We start from the raw sequence: 15,459 nt of genomic DNA, 5'->3' as shown, positions 1-15,459 counted from the left end.
CGTACCAAATTTATGGGTTTAATAACTCTCCAAACTTACCTTAAGCAACAGTTCCCTTTGTTCCACCGTCCACTTCTGGTTCATTTTGGGACACTTGCTCATTAACTTCGTCCAAAATGTCCGCGCTAGCGGTATCGGCGATTTTCGCCTCTTCAGCATCGGCTTCAGAGGTAATATCAGCAGTCATCTCTTCTGCTGACTCTGGGGTTTCTTCTTCGTCTTTAGTGACGTGACGGAAAATCTTTTTGGTGAGCTCCTGTGACACATCAGCACTCAACTTTGGTTGGTTGCTGTAATCTAATGCGTACTCAAGCAAACCATCAATTTCGTTATAATGCGGCTGTTTCCATAGCGCACGCAGCGCAGCAGCTTTGGCCGCTGGGTCGACATTTTCAGCCATAAAACTCGCAAAGCTGCCACCCACTTCAATTTGCTCAGGATCTGGCAGCTCTTCAGCGCTAACAACTTTGGCTTCTTCGCTCTGCTCACCGGCGTCGAGCTCAGATGCTTGTGCTTGGGTCTCTAGGGACTCCGCTGCCGCTTGATTATCTGCTTCAGTTTCTTCTGCTAGCTTCTCTTCTTCGACTTTCTGACGACGAAGGTTCCAACGTGATAACAAACCACTCGATTGTTCACTCATAATTAGCCTCGCCCATGACTGTTACTTTGACTTGGGCCTTCGCCTTTACGGCGATTAACATGCTTGCGGCGATGGGCACTGATTTCGACTTCGCCGTGGCGGGTAATGAACGCTTCAATCCAGCAGGCAATGGCACTTGGCATTTGCATATTAAGTACCGGTGTGTCGCCCTCTAAACAGCCTGCTGCGACATTTTGGTCAGCCGAAATAGCTGCTGGTACCCAAGTACCATCTTCTAATTCGTCACAAACGATGTAGAGCATGGTGTTATCCATGTCTAGGTTGAGGCGGTAACTGGCTCGTTCATCTCGATACAATTCAAGCATCACCAGCTTGGCGCCTTCTGGGGCTTCATGGGTGGCGGGTAAAATCTGATCGATTTCCCATTGGACTGATGTCCAGCGACCCACAAGTTTCTCTGTTTTTTTCAAAGATACGTACATGGGCCATTGACTTTCGGTATGCTGCATTCCGTCTCCGTCTTGCTATGGAAAGCCGACTCTAACGGGGAGTCAGCGATTTTCCGCTCAGCGATGTCTATACAGCTGCAATATTGATGCCAGTTAAATAACGGCAATAGTTTGAACTAGATCATCATTTCCACAATAAGCGTAGGACAATTTGTCCAAGCCGCCAGTCTGATCGGGACAATAAAGGGCGCTCGCTGCCACAATAATCGACCAGATCACGCATTTAATTAAGAATCGCTGCATAAGGAATGAATATTGCTATGCTTGAGCCAGCCTTCAGTGACTAGAAATCAAATATGAGCCCAATGAAACGTAATCCAACCTTATTAAAAACCGATGTTGAGGTCCCCTTGACCATTGCCGTAAAGGCCATTAATGAGCAAGGTGAAGCAGTTGATAAATACATTGCTTGTGAACGGCCACTGACGGTTTACCTCAACTGGCAACCCATAGTGACCTTGATGACTTTGGGCGCTCGAGCTGAGTCTTTAGCACTGGGCTACCTTAAAAATCAGGGATTTATTTCAGACGTCAAACAGTTGGAATCTGTGATTATTGATTGGGATGTCAACTCCGCCGCAGTGTTAACCAAAGAGAGCACCGCAGATTTAGACGAAAAGCTGTCTGAGAAAACCGTCACCACGGGTTGCGGTCAAGGCACAGTTTATGGCGGCTTTATGGATGGGCTCGATGAGATTAATTTGCCACAACCACAGCTAAAACAAAGCATGATTTATCGTTTGTTGAAGAATATCAACGAATATAATGAAACCTATAAAAATGCCGGCGCGGTGCATGGTTGCGGCCTGTGTAAGGAAGATCAGATCACCGGTTTTGTCGAAGATGTGGGCCGTCACAATGCCGTAGATACTTTGGCAGGTGAAATGTGGCTAAACCAAGAAGCGGGTTACGATAAATTGTTTTACACCACAGGTCGCCTCACCTCAGAGATGGTAATTAAAGTGGCCAAAATGGGTATTCCCGTGCTGCTATCTCGCAGTGGCGCAACCCAGATGGGCTTAGAGCTAGCGCAAAAGCTAGGTATTACCATGATAGCCCGCGCTAAGGGTCGCCACTTTCTGGTGTACAACGGCGCCGAGAATATAGAATTTGATGATATGCCGCCAAAGCGCGCCGCCAAGTAACATGCCAATAGCCACTATTTTTGCCGGTAAGGACAAGCGATGACAGAGCCCAGTGAACTGATCTACATGAGCGCTAAACAAGTTGCTGAGTACTTAGATCTCAATGAGAAAAAAGTCTATGCCATGGCTAATGACCGCATTCTTCCTGCCACTAAAGTTACAGGTAAATGGTTATTTCCCAAGATTTTAATTGATCGCTGGGTGATGGATTCTTGCCACAGCGGCATGTTGTCCGATCGTATGCATATCACCGGCAGTGACGATCCTTTGCTGTCTATGTTGGTCGCCCGATTAATGTGCCGTATCGGTAAAAGTGACTTAGTCAGTTACAGTGCCACAGGCTCGCGAATGGGACTGGACTTATTGTCGCGCGGCTACGCTGATGTGTGTACCTTGCACTGGGGCAGTGTTGAAGAAAGCAACGTCAGACACCCCGCATTGCTTAAAGGTTACGCCAATCATCAACAATGGGTGATGGTACACGGTTACACCCGCAAACAAGGCTTAATGATGCGTGCCGACATGCATCAACGCTGCCAAGAAGAAGATAAAATTGTCAGCATGCCCTGGCGCTGGGTTGGCCGCCAAGACGGTGCAGGCAGTCAACAGCATTTGGAACATTGGCTGATGAAACAAGGGGCGGCGGTAAGCCATTTGAGCTTTTCGGTCACGGCCCATAGTGAACGGGAGCTGGCAGGGTTTATTACTCGCAACGAAGCAGACATTGGGTTTGGTTGTCAGTCTGTCGCCATGGAAAGCGGATTGAGCTTTGTGCCGTTAATTACTGAATCATTTGATTTTGTTATGCCACAAGGCATCTATTTTAGACGTCAACTACAAGCGTTATTCGACCTACTGTCTAGCACCCAAACCAAACAACTGGCGGCGACACTCGGCGGATATGACTTAACCGACTGCGGCAAGTTAATCTGGACCCCTTCATAACCGAGTTCGACCAACGCCGTGTGGATCAACTCAGGCTGAGCTGGTAGTGCAAACTTCCGTCAGCTTGAGTGTTATCCAATACAAAGCCTAATTTTTCCAATAAGTTAATTGATGCCAGATTATCTGCGCTGACCCCAGCTACGAGCCGATACCAAGGGCTTTCGCACCGACATTGGTCAATCAAGCCTAACAGTAATTCAGTGGCCAAGCCTTGGCGCCAACAAGTCTGAGCCAGTAAATAGCCTATGTGCGCGTAAGTTGGCTGTATATAAAGAAATACCATACCGACCAATCGCTGAGTCGCTCGGCTATAAACCAAGAGCAGTTCACCATCTTGGTTGATTTTCTCTAGCCACTGCTGCGCAGCTTTTCGGTCATCAATCCCCTTAAAGGCATTAGGTAAGTCCCTAACAACTTCAGGTGTCAATGTTGCCACAATATCATCAAGCAAATTGGCGCAAACCTCGACTTGAGCCAAATGGCGCACCTGTAAACGTGAGGTCGTATAATCGTACTTCATGGTCACCCTATGTTTGAGAAAGTGGAGGTTTAATGACAAACCCACGTTCTATGCCGCTTTGCATGCCGACCGACTCATATAAACGGTGGGCACCGTGCAACTGCTCACCAGATAACAACATCACCTTATAGCAGTTCAATTGCCATGCTAACTCAATCGCAAAACCCAATACTTGTTGGCTCAGACCGCGACGACGAAACGCGCTGGCAGTGATAACGTGCTCAATCATCCCAAACGGGCGTGCGCCGTTGGTAAGGCCAATGTTGAGTGTCAGCTCGCAGCTGGCCGCCAATTGGCCCTCTACTTCGGCAACGACAACATGACAGTGAGGGTCTGCGCACATCTGCTGCCAAGTTTGCTTTGCCTGCGATTCGGTCAACAGCGGATCCTGCGGACGTAGCTCCTGATACAACGCCAAAACGGCGGCTAAGTCTTGGTCTGTGGCAACTCTAATCATCCAGATTACTCCAGCGTAATGCCTTCTTTGGCGACATGGCTATCCAAGAAAACAAACTGATCCTTATTCGTATTTTCAACGTATCAGATTGAAAATGAGAAGGAACTACTATGAGCATCAGTAATGCAAAAATCAATGTCACCAATTTAAGGTTGCGCACCTTTATCGGCTTTAATCCCGAAGAACGTGAAAAACAACAAGATGTGGTGATCAACATAGAGATTCATTATCCAGCCTCACTGTCAGCCCAAACTGACGATGTGGCTAACGCGCTTAACTATAAGACCGTCACCAAGAAGGTGATTCAACACGTTGAAGAGGGGCGGTTTCTACTATTGGAAAAGTTGGTCTCAGACATTCTGGCCATTGGCTGTGAGCATCCGTGGGTGCGCTATTGCCAAGTCAAAGTAGATAAACCCCACGCGCTAAGGTTTGCCGACTCAGTCTCCCTCACCCTTGAAAGTCATTTAGCCGAGCGCCAATAACCATTTTCAATATATTTGAAGTCCATTATGTCGCCAGTTGCCGAGCAAGTTAGACAAGCACTTATTGCCCAAGGCCTAGAAACGCCACTTCAGCCTAGTGAGCTCAATAGCGAACAAAAATATCAGAAGATCAAACACCTAATGACCGATGTTGTCGCCACTTTGGGACTAGACTTGAACGACGACAGCCTGTGCGAAACCCCGCACCGTATCGCCAAAATGTACGTTAACGAGATATTTTCAGGTCTAGACTACGACAACTTTCCCAGTATTGCCCAAATTGACAATAAAATGGGCCTCGATGAAATGGTCAAGGTCAGTGACATCAGCCTCACCAGTACTTGCGAGCATCACTTTATAACCATTGATGGTCTCGCGAAAGTGGCCTACATTCCCCACAAATCGATTTTGGGCCTCTCTAAAATCAACCGCATTGTGCGCTTTTTTGCCCAACGTCCCCAAGTGCAAGAGCGTTTAACCCAGCAAATTCTGTTGGCGCTGCAAACCTTACTGGATACCCAAGATGTCGCGGTAACCATTACAGCCACTCATTATTGTGTCAAATCACGTGGGATCATGGATAGCCAGTCGGCCACACAAACCACCGCACTCGGCGGGAGTTTTAAAACTAATCCCGATACACGAGCGGAGTTTTTAGCCTAGGCATGTTGGCCTGCGCTATTTTTCGCTAACATAAGGCTCAGTTACAACATGCAACAACCTATAATCGATGGAGTTTTGATGACAAAAACGGTTCTCATCACCGGAGTGGGCAAACGCATTGGCCTCTATCTCGCCAACGCATTTATCCAGCAAGGCTGGCAAGTCATTGGCACGTATCGGAGCCATTACCCTAGCATTGACGCCTTAGCTGAATCTGGCGCAGACTTATATTGTTGTGACTTTACCGACAATCTACAAATTCAGCACTTCATTGAAAAAGTTTTGGCCGCCTACCCACAGCTAGATTGCGTTATTCATAACGCTTCTCTATGGTTACCTGACAACGCAGACCTGGCTAACAGCGACATTATGGCCACTATGATGCAGGTGCATGTGAGTGCCCCTTATCAGATCAATTTGGCCGTCGCACCGTTACTTCAAGCCGCTGAGCAGAAAAGTAATATTATCCACATTACCGATTATGTTGCTGAAAAAGGGAGTAAAAAACACATCGCTTATGCTGCAAGTAAAGCCGCAATGGAGAATATGAGCCTGTCATTTGCAAGCTTATTGGCACCCAAAGTCAAAGTGAATAGCATTGCACCGGCGCTGATCTGTTTCAATGAAGGAGACAGCGAGCAATACCAACAAAAAGCGCGCAATAAATCGCTCATGCAACAAGTTGGCGGTGAACATGAAATGTGGGACGCCATCCAGTATTTGCTATGCAGTCACTACATTACCGGTCGGTCATTACCGCTTGATGGTGGGCGTCATCTTAAGTAGCGCCATATCACGCGGTCGGCTTAGCTTCGGCACTGAGACTAAATTGGTCATCATCGGCTAAATGGCTACTGCTGCTCACATTAGGAGATAACATTAAGCGCTGCTGCAAAGGTTGCAACAGTCGTTCACTGTGGATTTCGCTATCAAGCTGCAGTAAACCTGAATCCAACAGCTGAGTTCGACATGTGATTGTCATCAACTCATCTGATAGGGTCACGGTTTCACCGATATTAAGCGTAGCAGTTTCACTAAATAGGCATTGATTGTGTTGATAAAAGTGCAACCTCAACGCTATACCAGTGAGCTGCTGCTGTTGCCATTTGAGTGTTTGTTGACGCTTGGCTGCCGCCAAATAATACCCACCTAACGGACTGCTCATATATCCTTACTCGCTGCTTAAAATCCCTAAATTCAACTGTACCACAGCCCGGTTAATTCATACCAATCAGTATAAGAATTTGATCTACTCAGCGCGCTTTTGGCAAACTAATTCAAGGCGAATAACTGAAACAATGGTTGCTCCCTTGTGAGGTTATTCAACGCAGAAGTAGGTAGCCAAAAACGCGCCAGAATGGCGAGTTTTAGCGATTTTGATGCTGTGTTAACGAGCTTAACCGTAGAATAACTATGCTCTTCACTCGTTGCCTTGCCTCAGAACCGCTAAACTCTCGCTGAGTGACTAAATGTTTATACTGATTGGTATCACATCAACAGCCTATGCTGATTAACGGTATTTTGCCCACAACGCCTGCTGCTTAGCATCTAAAAACGTCCATGCTAACACCCTCGTCAACTTACTGCCTTGGGTCATATTGATGGTTTTGACCGTGACGGCAGCCACTTTGTCGAGTGCCTTGTAACACGCCGTTAGGTTTTCTTTTTTAGAAACCAGACTGGTAAACCACAAGCATTGCGTTGCAAAGGCCTTGCTCTCAGCGATCATATCAAGCAAAAACCGCTGTTCGCCGCCATCGCACCAGAGTTCAGCCTTTTGACCACCAAAATTAAGCTTAGAGGTAGCCTGGCTGGCTTGATGGCCCTTGGCGGCTCGATTGGCGGCCAAATTGGCGAGTTTACGCTGGCTCCCCTGACTGGCCTCGGCTAGCGATGCATGGAAAGGTGGATTACATAGCGTGATATCAAAGCGTTCATCGGCGCCGATAATACCGGAAAAAATTTTCGAGCTTTGCTGCTGCAAGCGCACCTCGAGCGACTGAGACACCTTGGTATTAGCGGCTGCAATTTGCTGCACATTGCTAACCGATTGTGGGTCAATATCGCTAGCCACAAACTGCCAGCCATACTGACTAATCCCCAACAGTGGATAGATACCATTCGCCCCAGTGCCGATATCTAACGCCTTAATTTTGTTTCCATACAATCGCTTAGGGATAGTTGGGACATTTTGTCCATCAAGCGGTTGCGCCGAAAGTAAATCGGCTAAATAGTGCAGATAATCCACCCGCCCCGGAATAGGCGGACATAAAAAACCCGCAGGGATATCCCAAGCATCGATTTGATAATGATGCTTTAGCAAGGCGGCATTAAGGTGTTTCACTGCATCAGCATCAGCAAAGTCGATTGACAGCTTACCGTACGGATTCGGGCGAACATAAGCGCTCAGCGGTGCATAAGCCTTAATAAGCGCGTTGAAATCGTAATCTTGTCGATGGATATTGCGCGGGTGCAAACCCGTTTGATAAGCCGCAATGATTTGATGCTGAGCAAGGTATTTGCCGCTGGATTTTGAACCTTGAGTTTGACGCTGTCGCTTGCCGCTAGCAGGCTGAGGTTTAACCGCTTTAGTCGGTTTATCAGCGTGTTTTTTTTCTGATGGGTGGGTGCGCACATAACTGTGCCGCGACGGTTTGCTCATAAGCTGGGTTACCCAAGGCCATGACAACAGCCACGAAGCCACCTAGGTAGCTCCGCAGTTTGCCTAGGCAATATTAATCGTATAAATACTTAGTGAATAGCAGGTTAACCACCATAGCCTTGCCCGTTTCGGCTTCAAGCAAATTATTGATGGTGTCGTAACACTCGCGGCGAATATCTTCTTTGCCTGTTAACGACTTCACTTTGTCCTCGGTTTGCGAACCAAGAATTTCTACAATGGCGGCACGCAATAGTGGATCGTGGCGTTCTAAAGCAATTAGATCTTCAGGATCTTTCACCATCAACTCCACGCCAATGCGCACAAAACCAAGCTTCTTTCGATTTGAAATGTAATTGGTGACAATTTCTGGCTCAAATCCGTAATAAGCATAGGTATCTAGCTTTTCTTCGTCTTCAGCAGAGACAGATGCAGAAAAAATGCTCAGGGCCATAACGAGCCACAGTGACACTAACTTTTTCATACCTAACAATAACTCCTAAATTGGCACGCTGAACACACTCACTGCGCCAATTATGACAGAGGTGCGTGAATATTTCCTGTTCTGTTGTTGTTCTATGCCAATTCTCATTGATTTGTAAGCATCGAAACCATCGCTTTGCTTTCGAGAAAGGGCGAACACATGATAAACTGCTCCAGTTTGCCAGCATTGTACCGAGAAATGAATGAGCGTGACTAGGTTAAGCTTCCCCTACGGAGAAGCAGTTCAATGGTATACACCGGAAAAAATCGCCCCACTACCTGCATCAGCATTTAGAGAATGGTTATTGAGCACCGGCAGTCTCACTAAGAAACTGCGTGAGCAATGCCTGCAGTTTGAGGTAAGAGTGCTAGGTGAAGGCAATTTAATGCCATTAGTCGGTGAGCTTCCACAGCAGCAACAAACTTGGGTACGTGAAGTATTGCTGTGCCTTGATGGCACCCCTTGGGTGTTTGCCCGAACGCTTATCCCGGCAGAGCTAATGTCGCAAAGCCAGTCTGACTTTATGGGCTTAGGCACTCGTCCCCTTGGCGAATTGCTGTTTACCAGCGATCAATTCACTCCAGGACATATTGAAGCCTGCCACTTTACTCCCTGTAATAAGCTGGCGGCCCTAGTCGAGCAACTGCAACAGGATGCCGCCCAACCACTATGGGGTCGTAGACGTTATTTTGAACACCATGACAGCCAATTGATTGTCAGCGAAATATTCCTGCCAGCCGCACAAGCTGCAATTGAAGCCCTGCCGCAACAAGCCTAGTGCGATTGTTGATGCAACCAGTCGGTATACAGTAACAACAGCACTGACGCTGACCAGCTAAAATTGGTGCAATGCAAACCTTCACCCGTGAGCGGATGATAATTTTCTCTTATCGGCTGCTGGGTTTGCATGCCCTCACCGGCACTGACTAGCTGCCGGGCTAATTGCTTGGCCTGCTGCTCATATCCATAACGCGCTAACCCATGTAAGGCAAAGTAGCTTTGGTCGAGCCACACGGGTCCTCGCCAATACTGGCTCGGCGCGAATGCTGGGCTATCAGCACTCACAGTGGGAAACGGCACTTTAGTGGCAAAAGCCGACTCATTAACATAACGTGCAATCATCTGTTTCGCTTGCGCGTCTGTAGCCACTCCAGCCCACAATGCCACCCAGCCCTCTACGCCACGACCGGCCTCAACTAAACGCCAACTGCGCTCGCCATTAAAGCGAACGTCATAGAAAAACTCACTCTGTGGGTCAAACATTTGTGTCTGAATTTTGTGTTTCAGCGTGGCCGCCTGTTGCTGCCATTGGAGGCTTTGTTGTTGCTGTCCTAATAGATCGGCGATTTGTGCTAGCCATTGCTTTTCGGCGTACAAGTATGCATTGAGGTCTACCGACTCTTGTGAAATAGAGTAGCCTAGCAATTGCGGCTCCGTTGCCCCGGGGCCGATACCTACATTACTGAGTATTTGCAGATCATCACTGTCATCAAAGCGGGGGGCATTATCCATACCTGACTCCCACGCGGCGGCTTCAATAATCGCTTGGCGATCAATGACGCCTTGCTTTACATGCATGGGATGGACGTTCGCGCCGTATTCAACTAATCCGTTGCCGTTATGATCCCGATTGCGATACCACCACTGATGATAGGCCACTAATTTAGAGTAGAAACGCTGCAGCAGTGCCAAATCTTGAGTTTGTTGATAGATCTGCCAGACAGCCCATGTGGCAAGTGGCGGCTTACCGTTACGTTCATTCCAATTGCCGCCGTCACCACCTCGGTTATCATCTTGATTGTAAAAAATCGCATCGGGTAGATTGCCAGCATCTTGCGGCCGCACGCTATCATGTTGGTCGAACTGATAGTCGAACATCGCGCTAACATTGGCCTGCGCTAATTGGGGGTCAAACTGGGCCAACGCCACCGCTTGCTTCCAAGTATCCCAAGCCCAAACTCCGTTAAACCATTTGTAAGTAATGGACGGGGTTATCGCATCATGAATAATCGCCCCAGCCGGGCTGCGCCAATTATGAATTAAGGTTTGCATGCTTTTAGCGGCCATACGCTTGTCGAGCATACTGCCACCACGATTGAGGTTGGCCAGTCGTTGTTGCCAGCGGCTATGATTTGCATCTAATGAGCCATCAACCCCAGACCAGTCAAACACCCCTGCCGCCTTACGCGCTTTTTGGGTATGGAAGAAACGCTGAGCGCTGCGTAATGTGGTTTGCTCCAAAGGCGCCAACGTGATCACTTGGCTACTGGCTTGATATTGACTGTTATTGATCTTGATGTCTGTGGCTTGCTCAAATAACAGCTCATATTGGGCATCAGCCAACATCAGTTGCCATTTTTCGCGGACTGGATTGAGCTGCCAACGCACACCATTGCCAACATTCTCGGTAGCAGCGATAAGCTGGTAATCTTTTAGGTTGGGGTGTGAATCGAATGGCTGCCCCTGCCAGCGCAGTTGCCACTGTTGCTGAGTATCACTGCGATTAATCAGGGTTGTACTGACCACGGCCGTGCGACTATCACTAAATTGTAATTGAGTTTTCAAGGTCAAAGTTGGCCACTGAAACTCTTGTACTAAACTGCCAGAGACACTGTAAATATGCTGTTTAGTCGCCTTAGCTAACGACCAGCTTTTGCCACTAAGCCTATCCACAAGCGCTAACCTTTGTAGGGCATCACTAAAATGGACACTGTATTCTTGGGCAATGATCAATGGCCCCGTAAACGCACCAAAGTCCGCCTCATCAGCCGGTAAGTGAAAGCCGTGCCAAGCACCTAAGTCGGTGTAAACGGCTGGGATAAGCAAATTGCCTTTAGCATCCCGTTGCTCCATCGACTGCGGCGTGCCTTGGTAATCCAGCAGGTTGGTATCAATCGACGTTGGCGCCAATGTGCAGGCGGCGCAGAGCATAACAGTAGCTAGCATAATGGATAATCAATTATTCAAATACGTTGGATACAATATTCAATAATTGCAAACTATCAAGCATTATGCAAATAAGCCGATGCGGTTAGCCTTGCCCCGTATGAGCAATATAGTTAGCCACACCGTCGAGGAACATCTGCACCGATAGCATAACTAACACCATACCCATTAGGCGCTCTACCGCTGTCAGGCCTTTTTCGCCGAGCACCTTAGTAAAGACTTTATAGAAAAGTAGAATCACTGCACTCGCGCCCCAAGCGGCAAACAGGGCGATAGTCCAATCTCCCATTCTAGTGCTATCTGTGTGTGCCAGTAAGATCAGCGCAGCTAGCACAGAAGGACCGGCCATGAGCGGAATCGCCATCGGCACAATAAAGGGCTCTTCACCTGCGGCGAGGCCTACAACACCACCTGGCTGTGGAAATATCATTCTGATAGCAATCAAAAACAGAATGATACCGCCGGCAATGCTAACCGACTCAGAGCGTAAATTGAGAAAATTAAGAATGGCTTCACCAGCAAACAAAAACAGCAGCATAATCACTAATGCTATGAGCAGTTCGCGTATTAACACTCTACGACGCTTTTTCGGCTCAATATGACGTAAAATTGAGGCAAAAATGGGCAAGTTGCCTAGCGGGTCCATAATTAAAAACAGCATCACTGCTGCAGAAAGAGTTTCCATGGCGAAAGCTTTTGTCACATGTAAAAACTATATTGTATAACCTTTTCAGCGTAACAATCATTACATAGGCCAACTTTTACAACAAATTCATTAGCATTTGTAGCAAAATGCTGTCGAGAAAAGCCTGTGGCTTAGCCTAGCCTCAGCGCAAGTTTATTGAGCTCACCAGCGGCCTTGCAGGGATAACGCGGTTCAATAACTTGAATGTAAATCCCATTAGGCTGCCCAATTGCTCATGAACTAAATACAATTGGTATGATATACTCTGTCGCTTCCCTAGGCTCCTTCACTTATATTGCCCATGTTATATCTCGTTGCCAGCTGTATCGCACTATTGCTTGGTCCTTTGTTCTACCGTTTTTTCACAACGGGAGCTGGACTGCATAAAGGCTTAGATGGCTTTATTTTTGTTTCGCTTGGCGGCTTAGTACTCGTACACATTTTGCCAGAACTGCTGCAACACGGCGGCTTTATGGCCATTGTATTTGTGATGATCGGCATTTGGGGACCGACCTTAAGCGAACGCTTATTTCATCGATATTCTGAAGTCACTCACAACCTAACACTCACTTTAGGTATTGGCGGCTTACTACTGCATACCATCACCGACGGTGGTGCAATGGTACTGGCACAACAAGAAGGCGCATCCACGCTATTAGCCCTCGGTATTATTCTGCATCGCTTGCCTGTGGGTTTAGCTATTTGGTGGCTATTAAAGCCACAAGTTGGCACCCGCTGGGCTTGGGTGGTCTTACTGTCAATGATGGCACTTACCGGTGTAGGCTACTTTGCAGGTGAGCAATTACTTACTCACCTAAGTTTGGACAACACGGTTTATCTACAAGCTTTTGTCACAGGCTCTATCCTACATGTGGTATTGCATCAGCCCCACGGACAACAAATTGATGACCGCCAAGGCAAATATGAGTACCAAGCCGGTATTGGCAGCCTACTTGGATTAGGTTTGTTGGCGTTATTGCTATTGGTGGACTCTGGCGGCCACGAACACCACCATCACGATCACAGCACTGAACAGCTTATTGGCTGGTTAACGACCATCGCACCGGTACTGTTACTGAGTTATCTGTTTGCAGCGCTGCGATTTACCTTGGGGTTATCACCGCAAAGTAAGCATCTGCCATTGCAATGGTTGCAACGCTTGCTCGGTCCGGAAGCCCTAATTATCACCGCGCTGCTGCTTGGCCCTGAATTTGCCCTGGCGCAACTGCTGATTTTAATGCTCATGGGGGCGATGCTGACGATGGCTAAAGTCACCCCCACCGATCCACACCTGCATTTACCGGCTCAAGGCTGGCGATTTGGTTTTGCCCATTTAGTTGACCGCAGTGCGCCGTGGATTGTGTTAAGCCTATTATTGGCTAACTTGATTGGCCACCCCTCTGTGCCCTTGGCAAACCCTTGGGTACAGGTGGCAGTATTATTAGCGCTATTTTTGCCGATGCGTTTTTGTAATTTAGGCGGCGCGGTATTAGCACTGGCCCTAGCATACAGTGGCTGGAGTAATGCCGCTGTTATGGTGGCTCTGATTGCCGCGCCGGTGTTTAACCTCGCTCAGCTCAAGCTGATGTCGAAGTTGCAAATTGCATTGCTCAGCTTACTGATAACCGGTGGCATTTTTGTCACTGAGTTAATGCAACTAAACTGGCACATCGTACTGCCGGTGCCTGATAATATCAGTTTGATCGCGGTTATCCTGTTAGCAAGCCTGTTTGCGGCAAGTTTACTCAGGCTAGGGCCGAGAAAATTTATGGCTAGAATTATGCTGTGGAAACCCAAAGCACATCACCATGATCATGATGGTAATCACTCCCACGGCCACTCACATGGTCATTCGCATGGCCATTCTCATAGCCAAGAAAAAGGTCAGCATCACCATTAACCGTTGCAGCTTTTACTAGATCTTATGCGGTTGGCCGAGTAGATTGACCATTATCGGCCCCGCAATGAGACCTTACGTATGTGCATACTGTTTGTCGCCTATCAGGTGCATCCTGACTACCCGTTGATTGTTTGTGCTAACCGTGATGAGTTTCATCATCGTCCCACCCAAGGCCTGCATTTATGGCAACAACCACAAGGCATTATTGCAGGTAAAGATCTTGAAGCCGGCGGCACGTGGTTAGGAGTCAATCAGCAAGGGGAATTTGCCGCCCTTACCAATATTCGCGCTCCTGAATTACAGCAGCAAGATATGCGTAGTCGTGGCGATCTGGTACTTAATGCGCTCGATTCTCAGCAGCCATTTGATCAGATGTGGTTGACGCAGCACAGCGAGCAATACAATCCATTCAATCTAGTTTTTGAACAACACGACCAGCTGATGTGCTATAACAGCGTCAGCCAAACCAGCAGCCCGCTTAGCCCTGGATTTCATGCTATTAGCAATGGTGAGTTAGACGATGTGTGGCCGAAAATGGCCAAAGGCACCCAAGCCTTAGAGGATTACGTTAGCGGGCTACTACGTGATAACAGCGCGCCTAAAATGCAACAACTTGCCATGCTAATGAAAGATGAAAGCCGTGCTGCCGATGCGGATCTGCCACAAACGGGTGTAGCGCTAGAGTGGGAACGATTATTGTCAGCTATCTACATCAAGCATCCGAAGTATGGCACTCGTGCCACCAGCATTGTATTGCGCAATGCTAAGCAGCAGGTCGATATTATGGAGTTACGTTACGACGGCAAAGGCCGTCAACTGGGCTCTGATGTTTTACATGTCTCGGGTTAGTCAGAACTATGGTCATGGGTGATCACCCAACGATCATCGATGCGTTCCACTAACAAAGTGAACACGCCATTAGGGTTGTCTTTGGCGCGTTTTAGCTCCCAACGTCCCACCACTAATGCCGCATAATTACTCAGCATTTTGGTCTCTTCGATAGTGAACTGGAGCTGCCCTAGTGCCGCGGCATTAGGATAGTTTTTCTTATAAGCCGCCAAGGTCTTTTCCCAGCCGTAGCTGAACTTATTGCCTGACACAAAGCGCATTTTTTCATTGTTCCAGTAGCCGCGCATGTAGTTATCGAGATCGCCTCGATTCCACGCCGCTTCTTGCTGAGATAATATTTCAGCAATATCATCGCTAGGTACCGCTTGCACCGAGGCGGCGATAAAGAGTACAAACAAGCCAATTGCTTTTTTAATCATCAGCTTCTCCACTATTGTGAATTTAAGTGTACTATACCTTATACCAATCAGTATAAACATTTAGTCACTCAGCGAGAGTTTAGCGGTACTGAGGTAAGGTCCTTAAATGCTCCTGCATTAATGACATTCACCACATCCATGTGGCTTGCAACGAGTGAAGAGCATAGTTGTTCTACGGTTAAGCTCGTTAAC

General features: G+C 47.7%; 18 protein-coding genes. 8 read left to right on the top strand and 10 right to left on the bottom strand.

Features of this window, described 5'->3' with window-relative positions:
- Positions 1 to 40 precede the first annotated feature (40 nt).
- Positions 41 to 640 (bottom strand): DUF3306 domain-containing protein, encoded by a 600-nt coding sequence (locus L865_RS0108390; RefSeq protein WP_028772819.1) that lies wholly within the window; start codon positions 638 to 640, stop codon positions 41 to 43.
- 2 nt (positions 641 to 642) lie between these two features.
- Positions 643 to 1,110, bottom strand: coding sequence for a DUF3305 domain-containing protein (locus tag L865_RS0108385; RefSeq protein WP_028772818.1), 468 nt, complete (start codon positions 1,108 to 1,110; stop codon positions 643 to 645).
- A 305-nt stretch (positions 1,111 to 1,415) separates the two neighbouring features.
- Between L865_RS0108385 and L865_RS0108380 the strand changes: the two genes are divergently transcribed.
- The gene (locus L865_RS0108380; protein ID WP_425423624.1) at positions 1,416 to 2,255 is read left to right on the top strand and encodes a formate dehydrogenase accessory sulfurtransferase FdhD; all 840 of its coding nucleotides are present in this window, start codon (positions 1,416 to 1,418) and stop codon (positions 2,253 to 2,255) included.
- 39 nt (positions 2,256 to 2,294) lie between these two features.
- On the top strand, positions 2,295 to 3,200 hold the full coding sequence (locus L865_RS0108375; protein WP_028772816.1) for a helix-turn-helix transcriptional regulator: 906 nt from the start codon (positions 2,295 to 2,297) through the stop codon (positions 3,198 to 3,200).
- A 25-nt stretch (positions 3,201 to 3,225) separates the two neighbouring features.
- Here the strand turns inward: L865_RS0108375 and L865_RS0108370 are convergent, their stop codons facing one another.
- Both L865_RS0108370 and L865_RS0108365 read right to left on the bottom strand, forming a co-directional pair.
- On the bottom strand, positions 3,226 to 3,720 hold the full coding sequence (locus tag L865_RS0108370; RefSeq protein WP_028772815.1) for a GNAT family N-acetyltransferase: 495 nt from the start codon (positions 3,718 to 3,720) through the stop codon (positions 3,226 to 3,228).
- Positions 3,721 to 3,727: 7 nt separating this feature from the next.
- Positions 3,728 to 4,177 (bottom strand): GNAT family N-acetyltransferase, encoded by a 450-nt coding sequence (locus tag L865_RS0108365; RefSeq protein WP_157577495.1) that lies wholly within the window; start codon positions 4,175 to 4,177, stop codon positions 3,728 to 3,730.
- 116 nt (positions 4,178 to 4,293) lie between these two features.
- Between L865_RS0108365 and folX the strand changes: the two genes are divergently transcribed.
- The 3 genes from folX to folM all read left to right on the top strand — a co-directional run bounded on the left by folX (position 4,294) and on the right by folM (position 6,111).
- Positions 4,294 to 4,662 carry a dihydroneopterin triphosphate 2'-epimerase gene (folX, locus tag L865_RS0108360; protein ID WP_028772813.1) on the top strand — a complete coding sequence of 123 codons (369 nt, stop codon included), beginning with the start codon at positions 4,294 to 4,296 and terminating at the stop codon, positions 4,660 to 4,662.
- Positions 4,663 to 4,689: 27 nt separating this feature from the next.
- Complete coding sequence (folE, locus tag L865_RS0108355) at positions 4,690 to 5,325, top strand: GTP cyclohydrolase I FolE (RefSeq protein ID WP_211237692.1); 636 nt, start codon at positions 4,690 to 4,692, stop codon at positions 5,323 to 5,325.
- 78 nt (positions 5,326 to 5,403) lie between these two features.
- Positions 5,404 to 6,111: a dihydromonapterin reductase gene (folM, locus tag L865_RS0108350; protein ID WP_028772811.1), complete on the top strand. Its 708-nt coding sequence runs from the start codon at positions 5,404 to 5,406 to the stop codon at positions 6,109 to 6,111.
- A gap of 7 nt (positions 6,112 to 6,118) precedes the next feature.
- Here folM and L865_RS0108345 read toward each other — a convergent pair whose 3' ends face one another.
- The 3 genes from L865_RS0108345 to L865_RS0108335 form a co-directional block, all read right to left on the bottom strand.
- Entirely contained in the window at positions 6,119 to 6,490 is a 372-nt protein-coding gene (locus L865_RS0108345; protein ID WP_028772810.1) for a hypothetical protein, read from the bottom strand.
- A 345-nt stretch (positions 6,491 to 6,835) separates the two neighbouring features.
- A complete protein-coding gene (rlmF, locus tag L865_RS0108340) occupies positions 6,836 to 7,987 on the bottom strand; it encodes a 23S rRNA (adenine(1618)-N(6))-methyltransferase RlmF (RefSeq protein ID WP_037470850.1) in 1,152 nt (383 codons plus the stop codon).
- A 73-nt stretch (positions 7,988 to 8,060) separates the two neighbouring features.
- Entirely contained in the window at positions 8,061 to 8,438 is a 378-nt protein-coding gene (locus L865_RS0108335) for a flagellar basal body-associated protein FliL (RefSeq protein ID WP_372847462.1), read from the bottom strand.
- A gap of 232 nt (positions 8,439 to 8,670) precedes the next feature.
- On the opposite strand from L865_RS0108335, the gene L865_RS0108330 reads away from it, so the two are divergent.
- Positions 8,671 to 9,246: a chorismate--pyruvate lyase family protein gene (locus L865_RS0108330; RefSeq protein WP_028772807.1), complete on the top strand. Its 576-nt coding sequence runs from the start codon at positions 8,671 to 8,673 to the stop codon at positions 9,244 to 9,246.
- Here L865_RS0108330 and L865_RS0108325 read toward each other — a convergent pair.
- Both L865_RS0108325 and L865_RS0108320 read right to left on the bottom strand, forming a co-directional pair.
- On the bottom strand, positions 9,243 to 11,414 hold the full coding sequence (locus tag L865_RS0108325; protein ID WP_028772806.1) for an MGH1-like glycoside hydrolase domain-containing protein: 2,172 nt from the start codon (positions 11,412 to 11,414) through the stop codon (positions 9,243 to 9,245). The two genes, L865_RS0108330 and L865_RS0108325, sit on opposite strands and share 4 nt — an antisense overlap.
- A gap of 85 nt (positions 11,415 to 11,499) precedes the next feature.
- Positions 11,500 to 12,099 (bottom strand): YhgN family NAAT transporter, encoded by a 600-nt coding sequence (locus L865_RS0108320; RefSeq protein ID WP_028772805.1) that lies wholly within the window; start codon positions 12,097 to 12,099, stop codon positions 11,500 to 11,502.
- Between the two features lie 301 nt (positions 12,100 to 12,400).
- Between L865_RS0108320 and L865_RS0108315 the strand changes: the two genes are divergently transcribed.
- Both L865_RS0108315 and L865_RS0108310 read left to right on the top strand, forming a co-directional pair.
- The gene (locus L865_RS0108315) at positions 12,401 to 13,999 is read left to right on the top strand and encodes a hypothetical protein (protein WP_028772804.1); all 1,599 of its coding nucleotides are present in this window, start codon (positions 12,401 to 12,403) and stop codon (positions 13,997 to 13,999) included.
- 78 nt (positions 14,000 to 14,077) lie between these two features.
- Complete coding sequence (locus L865_RS0108310; RefSeq protein ID WP_028772803.1) at positions 14,078 to 14,848, top strand: NRDE family protein; 771 nt, start codon at positions 14,078 to 14,080, stop codon at positions 14,846 to 14,848.
- On the opposite strand, the gene L865_RS0108305 is transcribed toward L865_RS0108310, so the two are convergent.
- On the bottom strand, positions 14,845 to 15,267 hold the full coding sequence (locus L865_RS0108305) for a YybH family protein (protein WP_028772802.1): 423 nt from the start codon (positions 15,265 to 15,267) through the stop codon (positions 14,845 to 14,847). The genes L865_RS0108310 and L865_RS0108305 overlap by 4 nt on opposite strands.
- Positions 15,268 to 15,459 lie beyond the last annotated feature (192 nt).

It is taken from the genome of Shewanella waksmanii ATCC BAA-643, from assembly GCF_000518805.1.
Taxonomy (GTDB): domain Bacteria; phylum Pseudomonadota; class Gammaproteobacteria; order Enterobacterales; family Shewanellaceae; genus Shewanella; species Shewanella waksmanii.
Note: the sequence above shows the minus strand (reverse complement) of the source record. Positions and strands in the feature narration are given on the sequence as shown.

What these genes read in the sequence shown, in the direction of transcription:
- L865_RS0108365 (WP_157577495.1), bottom strand. Translation starts at nt 4,177, where the DNA reads ATGATTAGAGTTGCCACAGACCAAGACTTAGCCGCCGTTTTGGCGTTG.
- L865_RS0108320 (WP_028772805.1), bottom strand. Translation starts at nt 12,099, where the DNA reads ATGGAAACTCTTTCTGCAGCAGTGATGCTGTTTTTAATTATGGACCCG.
- rlmF (WP_037470850.1), bottom strand. Translation starts at nt 7,987, where the DNA reads ATGAGCAAACCGTCGCGGCACAGTTATGTGCGCACCCACCCATCAGAA.
- L865_RS0108335 (WP_372847462.1), bottom strand. Translation starts at nt 8,438, where the DNA reads ATGGCCCTGAGCATTTTTTCTGCATCTGTCTCTGCTGAAGACGAAGAA.
- folE (WP_211237692.1), top strand. Translation starts at nt 4,690, where the DNA reads ATGTCGCCAGTTGCCGAGCAAGTTAGACAAGCACTTATTGCCCAAGGC.
- L865_RS0108330 (WP_028772807.1), top strand. Translation starts at nt 8,671, where the DNA reads ATGAGCGTGACTAGGTTAAGCTTCCCCTACGGAGAAGCAGTTCAATGG.
- L865_RS0108315 (WP_028772804.1), top strand. Translation starts at nt 12,401, where the DNA reads ATGTTATATCTCGTTGCCAGCTGTATCGCACTATTGCTTGGTCCTTTG.
- folM (WP_028772811.1), top strand. Translation starts at nt 5,404, where the DNA reads ATGACAAAAACGGTTCTCATCACCGGAGTGGGCAAACGCATTGGCCTC.
- L865_RS0108375 (WP_028772816.1), top strand. Translation starts at nt 2,295, where the DNA reads ATGACAGAGCCCAGTGAACTGATCTACATGAGCGCTAAACAAGTTGCT.
- L865_RS0108370 (WP_028772815.1), bottom strand. Translation starts at nt 3,720, where the DNA reads ATGAAGTACGATTATACGACCTCACGTTTACAGGTGCGCCATTTGGCT.
- L865_RS0108380 (WP_425423624.1), top strand. Translation starts at nt 1,416, where the DNA reads ATGAAACGTAATCCAACCTTATTAAAAACCGATGTTGAGGTCCCCTTG.
- L865_RS0108305 (WP_028772802.1), bottom strand. Translation starts at nt 15,267, where the DNA reads ATGATTAAAAAAGCAATTGGCTTGTTTGTACTCTTTATCGCCGCCTCG.
- L865_RS0108310 (WP_028772803.1), top strand. Translation starts at nt 14,078, where the DNA reads ATGTGCATACTGTTTGTCGCCTATCAGGTGCATCCTGACTACCCGTTG.
- L865_RS0108385 (WP_028772818.1), bottom strand. Translation starts at nt 1,110, where the DNA reads ATGCAGCATACCGAAAGTCAATGGCCCATGTACGTATCTTTGAAAAAA.
- L865_RS0108345 (WP_028772810.1), bottom strand. Translation starts at nt 6,490, where the DNA reads ATGAGCAGTCCGTTAGGTGGGTATTATTTGGCGGCAGCCAAGCGTCAA.
- L865_RS0108325 (WP_028772806.1), bottom strand. Translation starts at nt 11,414, where the DNA reads ATGCTAGCTACTGTTATGCTCTGCGCCGCCTGCACATTGGCGCCAACG.
- L865_RS0108390 (WP_028772819.1), bottom strand. Translation starts at nt 640, where the DNA reads ATGAGTGAACAATCGAGTGGTTTGTTATCACGTTGGAACCTTCGTCGT.